A 15,345-nucleotide genomic window follows, 5' to 3' on the forward strand; every position below is an offset into this window, starting at 1 on the left:
GCGAAGAATGAACAAATGTCATTCTCCGCCCTTTTTTGGGGATACCTAAACAAAACGCAACCAAATAAAAAACCGCGCTGAACACAGCACGGATTTTGGGCGCAATGATAGGATTTTCACCTAAGGCATTGTATGATATCCGTTGTTCTTAACTAATTCCAAGGCCGATTATCACCCAGCACAAAGAAACTTTGCTACATGGCAAAATTTCAAAGGTTGAATCAAGACCTTTTGTATGGAATTGCTTTAGTTAAGAACGACCGCCGACATCAACATCTCTCCCTAGATATGGTTCTTTTCACTATAGCGCATGTGATACTCTGGCGTCAATCCGCTTCGAATTTGTACAGCTTCACACCATAACCAGTAAAAATCTCGTCAAGCTGCTTACTCACCACATCCCAGTCCCCGCCTGCTAATCCGCAGCCGATCCCGTATGGTATGGCAATAGTCAGATTTTCTTTTTTCGCGAGGGAGAGAACTTCTTCTAACCCTTTTTGCAGCATGTCATATTTCGTGTAGACTCCCTTTTTCCCATAACCGTGCTGTGCGAAAAGGTTGGCAATGTACCTCCCTTCCCCAATCTGGGAAAAGAGCACTTGTCCAAGGAGGTCGCCACGTGCATCCGCATACTGCTCGCAATGCCGCTTGTATTCCGTATAAACATTTGGATATTTTGCTCTTATTTGCTTGGCAAGCCCTGCTCCCATCACGCCCATGCAATTGACCTGCTGTACGATGATATTTTCCGTAGCTTCCAAAATGTTGCCTGACACGATTTGTACCCATTCATTCATGACACTTACTCCTTTCCTTACGCTACATGTAGGACTCTCCTTTTACGCCTTAAGAAGCGCAGGCAAACAAAATAGAGCAAAGATGCTACTACGCCCAGGACATAAAACTTGGGAAGCAGCGTAAAGGTATGCATAACGATGAAGAAAAGCATCACGGTTGCGATGATTCCAGCCACGATGTACAGCAATGCTTCTAGGAGGAAAAGGAGACTTCCCTTGTTCCTTGGTAATCGCTTCATAATCCAATCTATAACGATAGATTGCGGAATCCCTAACAGAAATACCGTCGGGAACGTAAACATCGCAACGAAAAGAACCGCGGATCGATCCTGAAAGTACAGAAGCGCAGCCCCAAACGTAAATAAAAAGCTGGCCAGTATACCCGCAATAAACCTTTCAGCCATGCGGAACCATCCCTCCTTTCTCCTACACCTGCTCACGTATAAACAGGTCTGGATAGTTTAGAACCAATCCGTTTGTATCAACCGTGATGCTTTCCACGAATGTTCCTGCCCGATATTGATAGACAGACGAGTTCTCTTTGCTTTCTAGCAGCGTATATTGTTGCTGGACTTGTCTATACGTTAGCTCATGGGCTGAGAAATAGACTACCTGGATAGACTGTGGTTCCCCCGGAGAATACGACAAACGCCGGATTGGCAGTGTATTTGTGAAAGGTGTACAAGAAATATCGATATCGATACAGCCAACGAGCTCAGGAATGGGCTCACCCATCTCGTTTATCCAATTTCCCTTGCCATCGGATGAGAGATGCAAAGTTCCTTCTTCACCCACAATCGCCAGGGAAACCTCTCGGGTGGCCCAATTTGAATCCAGGACCATTTCATATTGGATTCTGGTAAGGGTAGCGTCATCCAGCCTCCCGATCACCATGCTATTTACGTGGATTCTGTTCGACCCCTCCCGTATTCTCAAGTGCTCATATCCGACACCTGTCGCCGGTTTCCAGATAACATTCGTTGGTAACACGCGAAGCCCTCCGATCATTTGTTCCCCTTTTCTCTATCCTATCATTTCTTGGATGAAAATGGTAGAGTCCTGTATGATCGGCTTGCTTACACAACTCATACCTGCGTCATCCATGGAATAGGATCATAGTAACGGAAAATAATGGAAAGGAGACAATCGATGGGGAATCCCTCCTTCTCCTTAACACAACCTGACATGCTGTCCATTATTCGCAACGGTCTCCCAAAAACCCACTCTCCCCTCAATATCATCATCGTTGGGGCTGGAATGGCTGGTCTTGTTTCCGCCTCGTTGCTTAAAGCAGCAGGGCACAACGTAACGATTTTGGAAGCTACGGACCGGATAGGCGGGAGAGTTTTCACACTGCGCTCTCCTTTTACCCATGGGCATTATCTAGAAGCTGGGGCCATGCGTATTCCTCATACGCACGAACTTACCCTAGCATACGTGAGCAAATTCTCTCTTCCCCTTCATCCATTTGTCAACAGCTCTTCCAACGACATCCTCTCCATAAATGGCATCAAAACAAGACGTTGGATCTATGAACGCAATCCTGACATCCTCCACTTCCCTGTAGCCCCACATGAAAAGGGTCGTACTTTCAATGAGTTAGCCGGTCAGTCCGTTAAGTCTGTCATCGACTTCATCAAACTCGATCCAGCGAAGAATTGGCCCATCGTCGTCCAAAAATACGATCGTTTTTCCATGGATCAATTCTTGCGCTTCAATCCTGTTGGCCCTTCCTTATCCGCCCCCGCTATCGATATGATCAAGGTCATGACTGGCTTCGAGGGTTTCCCTGAGCTCGCTTTTCCCGAAATTTTACGAGACTTCATCCTGTTCGATCCTTCTACACGTTTTTACGAAATAACAGGGGGATTTGACCAGCTACCACAGGCATTTCTTCCACAATTACAGGCCCATATATACTTCCGGCATAAAATGACGCGAATCGTCCAGACGGGAAAGCAAATGACCATTTCTGGCGTTCGTACCGACACAGACGAACGATTTCAGATGACCGGTGATATCACGATTATTACCATCCCTTTTACCGTCTTGCAGTTTGTTCAGGTCGAACCGTACGACCTGTTTTCCTATCAAAAATGGAAAGCTATTCGTCAGCTCCACTATGTTTCCTCCTCCAAAATAGGTGTTCAGTTTTCTCAGCGCTTCTGGGAAGCACAGGGAATAAGGAGCGGACAAACCGTAACGGATTCACCTATTCGTCTCTCTTACTTTCCCAGCCACGGGTTTGATCAGCCCGGAGGTGTCGTATTGGTCAGTTATACATGGGAGGATGACGATCTGCCATGGCTCAGCATGTCGAGAGAAGAACAAGTGCTGCAAGCAGTAAAGCATCTGGCTGACATTCATGGGGAGCAGGTGTACAAAACCTTCGTTACGGGGGTCACACACAATTGGGCGTTGCAGCCTTATGCTGCTGGTGCCTTTGCCTTGTTCAAACCGTTGCAGGAGACGGAATTAACTCCCTACATTGGTGCGCCTGAAGGAAAAATTTACTTTGCCGGGGAGCACACCTCGAATGAACATCACGGCTGGATTCAAGGAGCGATTGAGTCTGCTGTACGCGTGGCTGTAGAGGTGGGTAGAAAATAAGCGGAGGTCTGTACGATGAAAATTCCGTACATTCCCCCGCTACTTATCGACTACGATTCTTTTACAAATTCCATTCATATTCTTTTCGAAGCAACGCCAGCTTCATAAGATCAATGTACATCCCATTTTCAAATTCCGTTTCTCGATGGATTCCTTCTACTTGAAAGCCAAATTTCTGGAGCAAATGGATCGATGCCGTATTTCGGGTATCTGCGTCTGCTTCTATTCTGTTTAGATGCATATGCGAAAACCCGTACGCGATAATGGGCCGCAGTGCTTCCGACATGATCCCCTTATTCCACCACGAAAAATTCAGATCATACCCAATCTCTGCTTTGTTATGTACCGCATGATAATGTTTATAGCCGCAGCTGCCAAGAAATTTTCCAGTAGAACGATCCGTGACCGCCCACCTGAGTCCCTGTTTTTGGTCAAATAAGTCTCGATACCATCGAAGTTCATTTTCAGCATCTGCGATCGATTGAAACCTCGCGATCCCTACATATCTCGCCACATCTTCATGTGACAACACTTCAAAAATATCTTCGATGTCTTGTTGATCAGGTTGGCGAAGGATCAATCTGTCTGTTTCGATGATAGGGAATTGATCGAACATCGTCGGGTTACTCACGATAAGAACCTCCTCAAAAACGTATGATGAGAGATTTTTTGTGCCTACTACAGCATCTTACGAAAATGATATTCCATTTCTCCACCCAAGGCTGCCAGAGTATCACCTGTTTCACGGAAATCATGGGTATAAACCGTTTCAAACGGCCCAAAATCCGTTTGCTTATAAAACTCAAAGCAAGGGAAGCCATCATGCGCTCCTTCAATCTGCACAAGACCATCCCTTTTCGCTGTTACCGACAATAAGTAGTCAACCGGTGGCGCATGCTCATTCAGGGGATTACTCGCGCTTGCGCTCATTTCAAAGCTCACTTCTTCATCTTTCCATACCATATTCCTGCACAAAATACCCTCCGTACTCGCTTTTCCCTTTCGCAGCTGAATCGAGCCATCAGGATTCGTGATTTTCTCTGTTGTGATTCCCGTATTCTGATAAGTAAAAATTTCTTTCTTCATAAAGTCTACGACAACCTCTTGCTCCACTCTGGAACGCATGGTGTTAACCGCATACGGGGTAAATTCACGCGAATCTCCTTCGAATTGAATGATTCTTCCTGTTTGCGGATCAGTCCTTGGTTCCGTCCATGATAAGGGGATAAATACACTTGCCCTGATTTTGATCAGGTTCACCATACCTTGACACCTCCATGTGTGATTGTTCTTCTAAGACAAATATGTGATGTTTTGGTGCGGAATGAACTCAATTATGATATCTTCAAATTCTTTACAATCAGCCAAATGGGACAGATTCATCGGGGCTTGTATCCTTTCTACTTCCATCTTCGGATTCACCAATAAATAATACGCCATGAGCAACGCTTTTCTACAATAATCCTCGTTTGGTTCACGCACGAGTAACTCGCAGATGACAGCTGTTCTCTTCTCCTCGTCATATTGTAAAGCGAGATGATAGTCCCAAAATGGTATAGAGCTTTTACTCCCAGCAGAACAAACAATAGGGAAACGAGCCTGTACGAATTGATTGATGATCTCATTTACTTTATCCGTGCTTTCCTTCTTCATTTCGTTGTCAACGCAGCTTATTCCTTGATGAATCACCTGATTATAAGGCACATTCAATAGATGCTCCCTAAATTTCTCTATTAATTCCCCGCGCAAAAAAATAGGACCTATCACGATAAAGTTCCCCTCATTTTGGTGTGACTGTACTTCCTTTTTCGACACGCAGAAATATTATCCTATTTGTACCTCTTTTTCTAAATCGCGTTTTCATGACCGCCATGATATGATTCAAAAAGTTAAGAATCATCTAACGATTTTCACATATGAACTCACATAACATCAAATAAGTAAGGTGGGATGATGATGCAAGAGAACGCCAATGTTCATGCTCCAGAAAGATGTATTTTTCTCGTTACGGGGATTATGGCTTCGGGAAAATCAACAGTAGCTCAGTTACTTGCTGAAAAGCTAAATCGAGGCGTTCATCTGCGTGGTGATTCGTTCCGACGAATGATTGTAAATGGCAGAGAGGAATATATGCCCGAACCGTCAGAAGAAGCCATTCGTCAGTTGCGGTTGCGCTACAAAATAACAGCCTCTACGGCAGACACTTTTTTTGAAGAAGGATTTAATGTCGTTGTACAGGATGTTGTGATTGGCCCCTTTTTAGGCGAATTTGTTGAAATGATCCAAAACCGTCCGTTGTATGTGGTAGTACTCACGCCAAATGAAAAAGCGGTTGAAGAGAGAGAAGCTTCCCGTCCCAAAACAGGGTATGGTGCTTGGACGATTTCCCACCTGAATAATATCTTGCAGACCGAGACACCAAAGCTCGGCATGTGGATCGATTCTTCCGAGCAAACGCCTCAGGAAACTGTCGAGGAAATCTTACTCTCTGTGAGTAAACCTGAGTTCGGTAAAATCCCGAACTCAGGCAACCAGATCGTCTAACTTCTTACACTGCGTACATGGTTGGCCAGAAGTACTCTACGCCTTCCGCGTACAAGAACGCTTGGAACTTTTTCAGCTCATCGGGAGTGTTACGGACAGCGCGAGGAGTCAGGCCATGTTGCAAGCAATAAGCTGTCAAATAACCAGCTACTTCACCGACGTTCCACTCTACTGGGTGGAGACGGAAGCATCCATTTGTAATATGCGTAACCCCAAGATTTTTGCCCGCTGGCAGCAGGTTATTTACACGAACAGGGATTAGGCTGCCCAATGGAATTTGGAACGGATAGGTAGACACATCGACGTAATTGCGGTTCGCTGTACTCGGATGCAGGTCGATTCGGTAGCTACCGACACCAACAGAATCTTCGAAGGCTTCTGCTTTGCCTGTTTTGCGGACAAATGCGCTCACATGTTGCTCCAATACGGTGAATTCCGCTTTGATCCGGCGGGATTCACGAATATAAGGATACATAGCCAGTCCATCCTCTGTTCCCATTACATCCTTGCGCAGACGCAGTCCTGGATACCCTTGTCCACCATCTGGGCGAGGAGCCTCTGTTTGCATCCAATACAGAAGGGAGAGACTCAACTGTTTACCGCCGTAAAGGTGACGCTGACGCTCTTCCTCTGACACATCAATGATCGAGCCGAGCCAGTAATCATTTTGCGGCCAGTTCACAGTCGTTACGCCACTCTTGTACAATCCGGTCTGGAAGTTTTTCGGGTCAGCAATCTGACGATACGTGAAGAGCGGAAAATACTTAGTACCCGGAAACAGCTCATATCGTACAGATTCAGCAGTATTTCGCGGGTTGGAGCCTGTCCAGCTAAGCAGCTTGTCCGGCCAAAAATCTGCTTTGTAGTTTCTCCAGAAGTCATACGTTTCCGGCTTGGCAATTGTATGATCTTCTCCCTCCAAATAATCCATGGCAAAGCAATACGTAAATGCCTGAATATCATTTGGCTGCGGCGGCCCGACAACAGCATTTGGCTCCCCTGTTTGATCCACTGATTCAGCGCCAAGTACGTATTCTACGCCGGCTTGCGGGAGCACATCTCCACATTCTGTCGCATCCAAGAAATAAGGTGCTACCAGCTCATGAAAATCATGATGCTTCTGATCTTCTACTGTGATCGACAGTACGTTATCGCCAGCCATGCGAACGGCATGCAGCTTATGATTCGTCAGAATAGTAAGTCTACCACTGTGAATATAAGGAGCAAGCATCTGATAAAAAACAGCTAGCGCTACTTTTGGTTCGTGGCAAAGGCGACTTACCGAACCGTTACCAGGATCAAGATTCGGGATGACGCGGGCTTCTGCCGTCATTGGATAGTAGTTACGATAATAATCACGCACGCTGTCACGGAATGTGCGATAGCTACGCGTGCAACCGAATTGTTCGATCCATGGATGCTCATCTGGCGGTACTGCTTGGCTCGTAAATTGACCGCCAATCCAATCAGTTTCTTCCGTCATAATAACTGATTTTTCTGATTTCGCTGCTGCCAGTGCTGCTGCGCAGCCACCAGTACCTCCCCCAATAATTACCACATCAGCATGAAGTTCTCTCATTCTACTTCCCTCCACATTCTCTACTTTTTGGTTGTTTCTTCCAGATTGTACGCAAAAATTGACAAAAGGTTACAATTTTCTCAAAAAACAAAATAATATTTTTCATCGGCTTCTACTTGTGCAAACTTTGACTCTGCATTCGCGCCTCAAATTTGCCTAGGAGTTGCTGCCCCTTTTCATCCCCTTCCTGCTGTCTCTTATTAAGCAAGCATCCTACATCTCTACCCTGAAACTTGTATCGTTGGGTGAGATCTCCTTTGCAAAGTTATCCGAAACAGGAATGTACGTTCTTATGTAAATATATGCGAACACAATGCGAACAGTCAAGAAATCATTTCCTTTTTTATCTATTATTTGTAAAGTTCTAAACGGTTGAGAGTAAGCCAAATTAATTGTAAGCACAAAAAAATCCCTCCAGCTCGACTTTCTCCAGCATGAAGGGATTTTTGAATCGTCTTTATTTAAACAAATTAATCGTAGTAATAATGATTGGCATCGCGAACACGTCAATCAGAAAGGCACCGACGATCGGAACGACCAAGTACGCTTTTCGCGAAGGACCAAATCGTCCCGTTACGGCCGCCATATTCGCCATTGCGTTTGGAGTAGCGCCCAGACCATGCCCTGTAAAGCCTGCGACCATGACTGCGGCGTCGTAGTTTTTGCCAAGTAAACGGAACAGAACGAAAATCCCAAACAAAACGATGAAAACTACTTGAACAAATACGATTACGAGCATTGGAAGCGCTAGATCGGCAACTTCCCACAGCTTGATGCTCATCAGTGCCATGGACAGGAAGATTCCGAGCGTCACGTCACTGATCAGGTTAATGCTCTTCATGTCGATTGCCTTTGGATTGAGCTTGTCTACAATATTACGGACAATCACCGCTACAAACATCGCTCCCACATAACCTGGTAAAACAAATCCGGTTGCAGTCGAGAACAGCTCTCCCAAATACGTTCCCAATGCCATACAGAACGTAATCAACAAGACTTGGATGAAGAAGGTATTCGAGTGAATCGGTTGTCCTTTTTCTTCTACTGTCTCTACTACTTCTTCCGTTTCTGTCGGCTTCAGATCGTATTTGGCAATTAAATATTTCACAGTCGGTCCGCCAACCAAGCCCCCTGCTACAAGACCAAAGGTAGCTGCTGCGATCCCAATCGCCAACGCAGATTGAATGCCCATATCCTCAAGCGTTTGTCCAAAAGCGCCAGCCGCTCCATGTCCACCTTCCATGGAGACAGCCCCTGCCATCATCCCGATCAATGGATGAATACCGAACACGGAAGCTAAAGACACACCGATTACGTTTTGGGCCAAAGCCAGAAATCCACAGGCGATCCAGTAAATAACGAGCAGCTTACCACCAAGCTTGATCAGCTTAAAGCTCGCTCCCAATCCAACGGTAGTAAAAAACGTGAGCATGAACAAGCTTTGCAAGGAAGTATCCAATGTAATTTGTAAAATTCCGGTCGCTTTCAATGCCGTTGCAATGATAGCAAACAACAAGCCCCCAACCACTGGTGCCGGGATACAAAACTTTTGCAAGAAGCTAGCCTTTTTTACGAGAAATGTACCTAATACGAGAAGTGCTACTGCGAGAAAAATCGTCGTTACTTGATTAAGTGCTAACGTCATAGTTGTCTCCCCTTAGTTCTCTAGTAATCCCATGATGGCTTCATTCGTCAAGTAAGCACCTAACTTTACTGTTCTTCCGTTTTCATCTAAAACCGGATTCACTTCACAAATATCAAAAGAAAGCGTTTTCTTATGAGCGGCAACGGTACGGATCAAAGTGCGAACAACCATCGGTGTTAAGCCGAAAGGAGATGGAGCACTTACTCCTGGTGCAAAAGCTGCGTTTAAAACATCTGTACACAGCGTCAGCATGACATGATCGTGCTTTTCGATGAATTCGCTTACAGATAAACAAATTTCATCCATTCGTGCGTCTGTCATCTCTTCCTCATACACATAGCGCACACCAAGCTCATCTGCTTTATCAAATAGCTCCTGTGTATTTCCGAAGCGCTGAATACCCAGCACATAATAGCTGCTATTTTTGTCATGCTCCAGTATTTGCCGAAACATCGTCCCCGATGAAGGCTGAACTTCATAGGAACGCAAATCGAAATGAGCGTCAATATTGATAATGCCCAGAGAAGCCTCTTTTCCAATATGCTTTCGGACACCAACGTAATGTCCATACAAGGTCTCATGGCCTCCACCTAAAATAATGGGCGTCATGGCTTTGGAAAAGATCGCAGAGACGGCATTCCCCAACTCTTCCTGGGCAGCTTCTAGCTCTTCGTTTGGACAAGCAACATTCCCCACATCAACAAGCCTTTTTCCCTCCTCCACCTTCCAAGGAAGGCTTGCAAGCGCTTGCCGAATTGCGTTTGGAGCTTTGGCTGCACCTAATCGTCCTTGATTGCGCCTTACTCCCTCCTCGCATTCAAACCCAATGATAGCGACTGTACGTTCCTTGGCAGCTTGCAATGTATCCAAGTCCGTTATTTCTACAATCTGATGGTAGCGAAAACTACTTCTTCTCTCCGTATGGTCAGTCCGGCCGGTCCACAAATCTGCTGATACATTCATTGGCAAGCTATTCACCCTTTCTGAACCTTTTGTTTATTGATTATATAATGACAAACTTATTATTTCTAATATATAATTCAAATAAATTGATAGCTTCAAGCTATAAATAAGGGCAGGCGATCCGGTTGGATATCAAACATTTGCACTATTTTGTGACAGTTTGTGATCAGTTGAGCTACTCCAAAGCCGCACAAAAACTGCATATTTCACAGCCTTCCTTAAGTAACGCGATCAAAAATCTGGAGCAAGAAGTCGGCTCGCCACTGCTCGAGAGAAACACGAGGAAAATGGAACTGACGGATGCTGGTAAAATCTTGTATCAGAAAGCATTGCTGCTACTTTCCCAAATGAACATGCTAAAAAAAGAGATGGAAGAAGTAAAGCTGACCGGGAACGGCGATCTTATCATCGGCATCATAGAGTCCGTAAAGCATTGGATTCCAAAGGTCATTCGCGGATATCAGGGACGTTTTCCCTCGATTAACATTAAGCTAATCGAGGTGCTGAGCGGGAAGGCTGTAAAGGAATCACTGCGGAAGTATCATACGCACTTGCTCATAACCAACCAATTCATCGATGAAGAAGATATCGAATCCATTCCCCTGTACGATGAGCGCTTAATGCTGGTGCTACACAAGGATCATGCGCTGGCGGAAAAGGAATCCGTTCGCTTGAAAGACTTGGCTAATGAGCCATTCATCATTAGTACAGAGGGATTTCAGACGAGGGAGGATATTTTAACGGCCTTTTCGTTTGAACAAGTCAACCCGCAAATCAAATTTGAGATTGAACGCTTTGAAACTGCGTTGACATTAGTGAGAGAGAATCTGGGGGTTACGATTATTCCGGAGAACTATTTGTCTGGATCAACAGATGCTTCGCTTGTTCGGAAAACGATTGATTCGCCTGCGTTGGAGCGGACTGTTTACTTGGCGTACTTGAAAAATCGTTATTTGGCCCCTGCGGTGCAGGCTTTTCTAGAGGAAGTTCGGGAGAAGTTTCCTTCCAAAACATAGCCAATACCCTCTACATCGCATAGAGGGTATTGGGTTACTAACTCTTAGGAATCGTCACCGTTAACTCTTCTTCTGTATTCTTCTGATAATCTTTCTTCCAGTAGAGGAGCTCGGTTTCACTCTTCCATTCGAGTGGGAAGTAGTCCGTGTGATCATCGGCTTGAAGCAGCTTTTTCTGCTTCATGGTAGCCAAATCATACAGCCATATGTCTTCTGTCTCTTCGTCTTCCATCCCGTATTTTTCCTTCGCAACTTTCCCACTTAATAAAGAAAATGCTGCCGATTTCGAATCTGGTGAGAAACGGAATTGGAAAATATACGAGAAGGGCTCACTCATTTTATCGTTTGCTACCTGATAGATTTGCCCGCCGCGATGTCTGCTCGTTCCCGTATCCAATAAGAGATACTCAGAATCGGGAGACCACGAAAAGAAATAGCGGTCAATAACGGCCTCTTTTATTGGGGAGGGTGAATCGTTGCCAACCTTCCAAATGTATGCCTGACCATCTTCGGTACTTCCCTTATAATAGGCAACTGCTTGAAAGTTCGGCGACCATTTGGCGTGAAAGGTATCCTCGCCTGTATACAGCTTCTGCTCGATCTTGTCCATTTGCTGCCATGTTTCCTGATTCACCTGTATACTTTCCGCCTCCAAGGTTGCCTGTGGATAAGTAGCGGGATCAACAAGATTATAGTAATACTTGAAACCATCTTTTCCATATACTTTTACATGGTGAGTCGAGCGTTCATAGTAGCGGGCGTTTCGGCGCTCCCCGTCCTTGTCGGGTAGGTAAAACGTGTATTCATCCTCTTTCCACTCCCCCTGATATGTTCCCCCTTTCACTTTTTCTATTTCCCGGATTTTATTAAGTACTTGATAAGGAGACAAAGGTTCTTTTTGTTGTTCTTCCACTGGTTGGTTGGAAGGTGCTATTGTGTTTGGGCTAGAGGCTGGAATTGGTGCAGGTGTTGGTTCTTTCTCCGTTTCTTGATTGGGTGTAACGGATGGAGTAGGGCTTGGTTTTGCTGTTGTCTCTGTTGTTTGGCCGGTGCTCTCCGATGTGATCGGTTTGGTCGGTTCCTGTTGACATCCGGTTACCAATACGATCATGCCGAGCATCGAAAGCCATTTTCTTTTATTCGAAGTTTTTCTCAATGGTTAAGCGCCCCCAAGGATGGTAAGAAGTAGAAATAATACATTCCGATTATACCAATTTTTACGCGGATAGAATAAATTGTTTTCACAATTCGATCATCTTTTTATATAATTGGGAAAGTCTTGAAAACATTCAAAAGCAGGTGATCCTTTGGTTAGTCTAGGCGATGCTCCTTCTACCTTTTTTGTGTTTCTCCCCGTCCTTCTCCTCTTATTTTTGAACGTGATTAATATTCTCATTAGTATTTGGGCATACCGTGATGCAAGGAGACGAGGGAATAGCAAGGAGTTCTCCATCATCGTGCTTATTGCTTTATTGTTTTTTCCGATTATTGGTTTGATTGTTTATTTATTGATTCGGAAAGATAAGTTTTGAAAAGTAAGGAATTCGCTGTCCTTACTTTTTTATTTTCTAGAAAAACCAAACTCCATAAAAAAAGCAGTCGAACAGGATAAACTTCCTGCTCAACTGCTTTACAAGATAAGAAAAGCTAGGCTCTCGTCACATGGAGGATCAGATCGTTCTCAAATCCGCCGATTGAGATGTCAGAATAGCACTTGAGCATTTCTGTTAGCATCACCTTTGCTTCCAGTCTGGATAGTGGTGCGCCCAGGCATAAGTGGCAGCCTTTTCCAAAGGATAAATGCTTGTTGCTATTCGGTCGATGGATATCGAATTGATCTCCCTGTGCAAAGGTATTTTCATCACGATTGGCTGAACCGAGCCATGCCATGACGATCTCTCCTTTTTTCATCAGACTTCCGAACATATCCGTATCTTCTTGAACCTTGCGCATCAAAACCTGTGCTGGTGGACGGAAGCGCAACACTTCCTCGATCGCTTGATCTACCAGTTCCGGATTGTCTCTTAATTCACGATATACGCCTGGTCGATCCAGTAAAAAACAGTAGAAAACACTGAACAAGAGCGTACTTGTCGTTACATTTCCCGCGAGCAGCAAGCTAATTGCAATATCAATAATCTCGCGGTCAGATAGTTTTTGGCCTTTATATTCTGTTTGCGTTAAATCGGAAAGAAAATCTTTTGCCGGGTTCTCTCTTTTTTCTTGAATGATCGGCGAGAGATAAACAGCCATTTCCTTCATAATTTCTTCTTTTTTAAGGTTAATATCCTCATACGTTTCGCGGGTCCCGGAAGTGATGAGAACATCGGACCATTGTTTGAACAGCATCCAATCACTGGACGGTACACCGAGCAAATCGGCAATGACAATCACCGGCATCGGGGTTGCGAGATCACCTAAAATTCTGATGCTTTGCTTTTCTTTTACTTCCTCTAGCAAATGACGTGAAATTTCTTGAATGCGCGGCTCCCACTCCTGAAGTGTTCTGGTTGAAAAGGCCTTTGTATAAAGCGCTCTCCTTTTTCCATGATCAGGCGGGTCCATCTCTGTGATGCCCTTTTCTTTCAATGCGAGGGAACCGGCGATTCGTTTGCCTGTATCGCTTGAAAAGAGATGGTAATCGGTCAGCACACGCTCTACATCCGGGTAGAGAAATACGTTCCAAACCTGTTGCTTTTCATCGTAATGGACCGGGTTATTTTTTCTCATTTCCGCATACCAGCCGTATGGTTCAAACTGTTGTTGCAGATTCTCGGCACCTGATATTTCATTAGGGAATACTACTTTATTCATTTCAATCACTCCTTAATTAAATAAGTAGGGAATTGCTGCAAACTGCTACACTCGGTAGGACTTGATTTCCTCTATCATGGTATCTAGGAGTTTTTCTATTAACCCACGATCTGTATTCGATTCAAAGAAAGAAATAGTAAGGGTTATGCAATCTTGATACGTACTGACTCCAAGCATCAATCCTGGTGCGTAATAGGCTGGCGAGACGATATACGCCCCTGCGACTTTCACATCATCGAATATTATTTGACTCGTACTAATCGTACCAAAATTTGATAATATTGGTGTACTTTTTCCATCTGCTACAATTTGTTTTCTTACATCTTGAATGATCTTCAAGGTGTGATCGAACTCGAAATTTTCCACAAAGGCAAACGTGTTTACCGCATCATGCAAAATCTCTTTATTATCGCGTTGATCCTTCATGAATTCGGCCACTTCTTTTACCTCATCTGCAAATTTCCCGGTTGCTTGATTCATAGTAGCGTGAACAACGCCAGACAAGTTGTAAATCGCGTCTGCCTTGCCTTTGGGTAAGAATTTCCTTACATTAACTGTCACCATGACTTTTATTTGCTCAGCCGGAACATTCTCCATCTGTTGATATAAAGCTCGCATGTAGGCAGCCAATATCACATCATTTACCGTAAACCCTTTTTGTTTAAATCCTTGTACCAGCTCCAGCCACTCTTCGCGCGGTATTTTGCGAATGGCTTGTCTCCTTTCAGCTGGTTCTCCGGGCGTAAACGGAAGTGTTGGTCCCTGGGGTTCTGGAGCTTCCGGCATCCCGCCATTCGGGATACCCATCTCCTTGAACAAACGACTCTGATCCCTGCCCTCCGGGTTTGATTTGGGAACGTATCGAGGGTTTTGTGCAAGCTCACTATATAGCGATGCTAGCAAGTGAACATACTCGATCAACCCTGCTCCATCACTGCATAGATGATTCATTTTGATGCAAATGATATCTTTGGTCGAGGTACGCAGAATGCGAATTTTGACCATCGCATCAGTATCGATGTCTATTGGGCTCGAAAGCCACTCCTGTATGGCTTTTTCTTCGGAATCGGACTCACTGAGAAGTTGCAAGGAACACCAACCGCTTGACGCCAAATCGTTGCGTCGCTCCCAATAGGGGCGGACTGGATCTTTTATAAAACGGCAACCAATGATCGGTTCCGCAATGGTGCTTGCCTCCATCGCTTGAAGCAATCGCTGTTGATTCACCTGTCCGTCCATTTCCAGCACCATTTGTAGCTGGCAATCGGAAAGATAGCTGACCATGTAATTAAACCTGTCACTCCCGTTTGCAGGCAGTCGTTGAGGGATTGCCATGTTTTGATTTACTTCACTGACATTCATTTCCTTCACACCCCT

General features: G+C 44.8%; 16 protein-coding genes. 4 read left to right on the forward strand and 12 right to left on the reverse strand.

Going from position 1 to position 15,345, the window contains the following annotated elements; all coding sequences use genetic code 11:
• Positions 1–326: 326 nt before the first annotated feature.
• Genes ACUUHJ_RS20800 through ACUUHJ_RS20810 form a run of 3 tightly spaced genes read right to left on the reverse strand, consistent with a single transcriptional unit; the run spans position 327 to position 1,787 of the window.
• On the reverse strand, positions 327–797 hold the full coding sequence (locus tag ACUUHJ_RS20800; protein WP_472299781.1) for a macro domain-containing protein: 471 nt from the start codon (positions 795–797) through the stop codon (positions 327–329).
• A 17-nt stretch (positions 798–814) separates the two neighbouring features.
• Complete coding sequence (locus ACUUHJ_RS20805) at positions 815–1,201, reverse strand: hypothetical protein (RefSeq protein WP_289673724.1); 387 nt, start codon at positions 1,199–1,201, stop codon at positions 815–817.
• A gap of 22 nt (positions 1,202–1,223) precedes the next feature.
• Positions 1,224–1,787, reverse strand: a complete 564-nt coding sequence (locus ACUUHJ_RS20810; protein ID WP_289673725.1) for a putative glycolipid-binding domain-containing protein — start codon at positions 1,785–1,787, stop codon at positions 1,224–1,226.
• A gap of 159 nt (positions 1,788–1,946) precedes the next feature.
• Between ACUUHJ_RS20810 and ACUUHJ_RS20815 the strand changes: the two genes are divergently transcribed.
• The gene (locus ACUUHJ_RS20815) at positions 1,947–3,407 is read left to right on the forward strand and encodes a flavin monoamine oxidase family protein (protein WP_289673726.1); all 1,461 of its coding nucleotides are present in this window, start codon (positions 1,947–1,949) and stop codon (positions 3,405–3,407) included.
• A gap of 61 nt (positions 3,408–3,468) precedes the next feature.
• Here the strand turns inward: ACUUHJ_RS20815 and ACUUHJ_RS20820 are convergent, their stop codons facing one another.
• From ACUUHJ_RS20820 to ACUUHJ_RS20830, 3 genes are read right to left on the reverse strand one after another with little or no spacing between them, the layout of a single operon-like run.
• Positions 3,469–4,038 (reverse strand): GNAT family N-acetyltransferase, encoded by a 570-nt coding sequence (locus tag ACUUHJ_RS20820; RefSeq protein ID WP_472299782.1) that lies wholly within the window; start codon positions 4,036–4,038, stop codon positions 3,469–3,471.
• Between the two features lie 47 nt (positions 4,039–4,085).
• Positions 4,086–4,670, reverse strand: a complete 585-nt coding sequence (locus ACUUHJ_RS20825) for a DUF3238 domain-containing protein (RefSeq protein WP_472299783.1) — start codon at positions 4,668–4,670, stop codon at positions 4,086–4,088.
• Positions 4,671–4,700: 30 nt separating this feature from the next.
• Positions 4,701–5,174: a hypothetical protein gene (locus ACUUHJ_RS20830; protein WP_289673729.1), complete on the reverse strand. Its 474-nt coding sequence runs from the start codon at positions 5,172–5,174 to the stop codon at positions 4,701–4,703.
• Positions 5,175–5,357: 183 nt separating this feature from the next.
• On the opposite strand from ACUUHJ_RS20830, the gene ACUUHJ_RS20835 reads away from it, so the two are divergent.
• On the forward strand, positions 5,358–5,951 hold the full coding sequence (locus ACUUHJ_RS20835; protein ID WP_472299784.1) for an AAA family ATPase: 594 nt from the start codon (positions 5,358–5,360) through the stop codon (positions 5,949–5,951).
• A gap of 4 nt (positions 5,952–5,955) precedes the next feature.
• Here ACUUHJ_RS20835 and ACUUHJ_RS20840 read toward each other — a convergent pair whose 3' ends face one another.
• From ACUUHJ_RS20840 to hutG, 3 genes are all read right to left on the reverse strand, one after another.
• Entirely contained in the window at positions 5,956–7,530 is a 1,575-nt protein-coding gene (locus tag ACUUHJ_RS20840) for an FAD-dependent oxidoreductase (RefSeq protein WP_472299785.1), read from the reverse strand.
• Positions 7,531–7,987: 457 nt separating this feature from the next.
• Positions 7,988–9,175, reverse strand: coding sequence for a sodium/glutamate symporter (gltS, locus tag ACUUHJ_RS20845; RefSeq protein WP_047068478.1), 1,188 nt, complete (start codon positions 9,173–9,175; stop codon positions 7,988–7,990).
• 12 nt (positions 9,176–9,187) lie between these two features.
• Positions 9,188–10,153: a formimidoylglutamase gene (gene hutG / locus ACUUHJ_RS20850; protein WP_472299786.1), complete on the reverse strand. Its 966-nt coding sequence runs from the start codon at positions 10,151–10,153 to the stop codon at positions 9,188–9,190.
• Positions 10,154–10,263: 110 nt separating this feature from the next.
• On the opposite strand from hutG, the gene ACUUHJ_RS20855 reads away from it, so the two are divergent.
• Positions 10,264–11,154 carry a LysR family transcriptional regulator gene (locus tag ACUUHJ_RS20855; protein ID WP_472299787.1) on the forward strand — a complete coding sequence of 297 codons (891 nt, stop codon included), beginning with the start codon at positions 10,264–10,266 and terminating at the stop codon, positions 11,152–11,154.
• A gap of 37 nt (positions 11,155–11,191) precedes the next feature.
• On the opposite strand, the gene ACUUHJ_RS20860 is transcribed toward ACUUHJ_RS20855, so the two are convergent.
• The gene (locus ACUUHJ_RS20860) at positions 11,192–12,310 is read right to left on the reverse strand and encodes a hypothetical protein (RefSeq protein WP_472299788.1); all 1,119 of its coding nucleotides are present in this window, start codon (positions 12,308–12,310) and stop codon (positions 11,192–11,194) included.
• A gap of 151 nt (positions 12,311–12,461) precedes the next feature.
• On the opposite strand from ACUUHJ_RS20860, the gene ACUUHJ_RS20865 reads away from it, so the two are divergent.
• Entirely contained in the window at positions 12,462–12,686 is a 225-nt protein-coding gene (locus tag ACUUHJ_RS20865) for a PLDc N-terminal domain-containing protein (RefSeq protein WP_472299789.1), read from the forward strand.
• 115 nt (positions 12,687–12,801) lie between these two features.
• Here the strand turns inward: ACUUHJ_RS20865 and ACUUHJ_RS20870 are convergent, their stop codons facing one another.
• Both ACUUHJ_RS20870 and ACUUHJ_RS20875 read right to left on the reverse strand, forming a co-directional pair.
• Entirely contained in the window at positions 12,802–13,968 is a 1,167-nt protein-coding gene (locus tag ACUUHJ_RS20870; RefSeq protein WP_472299790.1) for a cytochrome P450, read from the reverse strand.
• Positions 13,969–14,013: 45 nt separating this feature from the next.
• A complete protein-coding gene (locus tag ACUUHJ_RS20875) occupies positions 14,014–15,330 on the reverse strand; it encodes a condensation domain-containing protein (protein ID WP_472299791.1) in 1,317 nt (438 codons plus the stop codon).
• Between the last annotated feature and the right edge of the window lie 15 nt (positions 15,331–15,345).

It is taken from the genome of Brevibacillus schisleri (assembly GCF_055685845.1).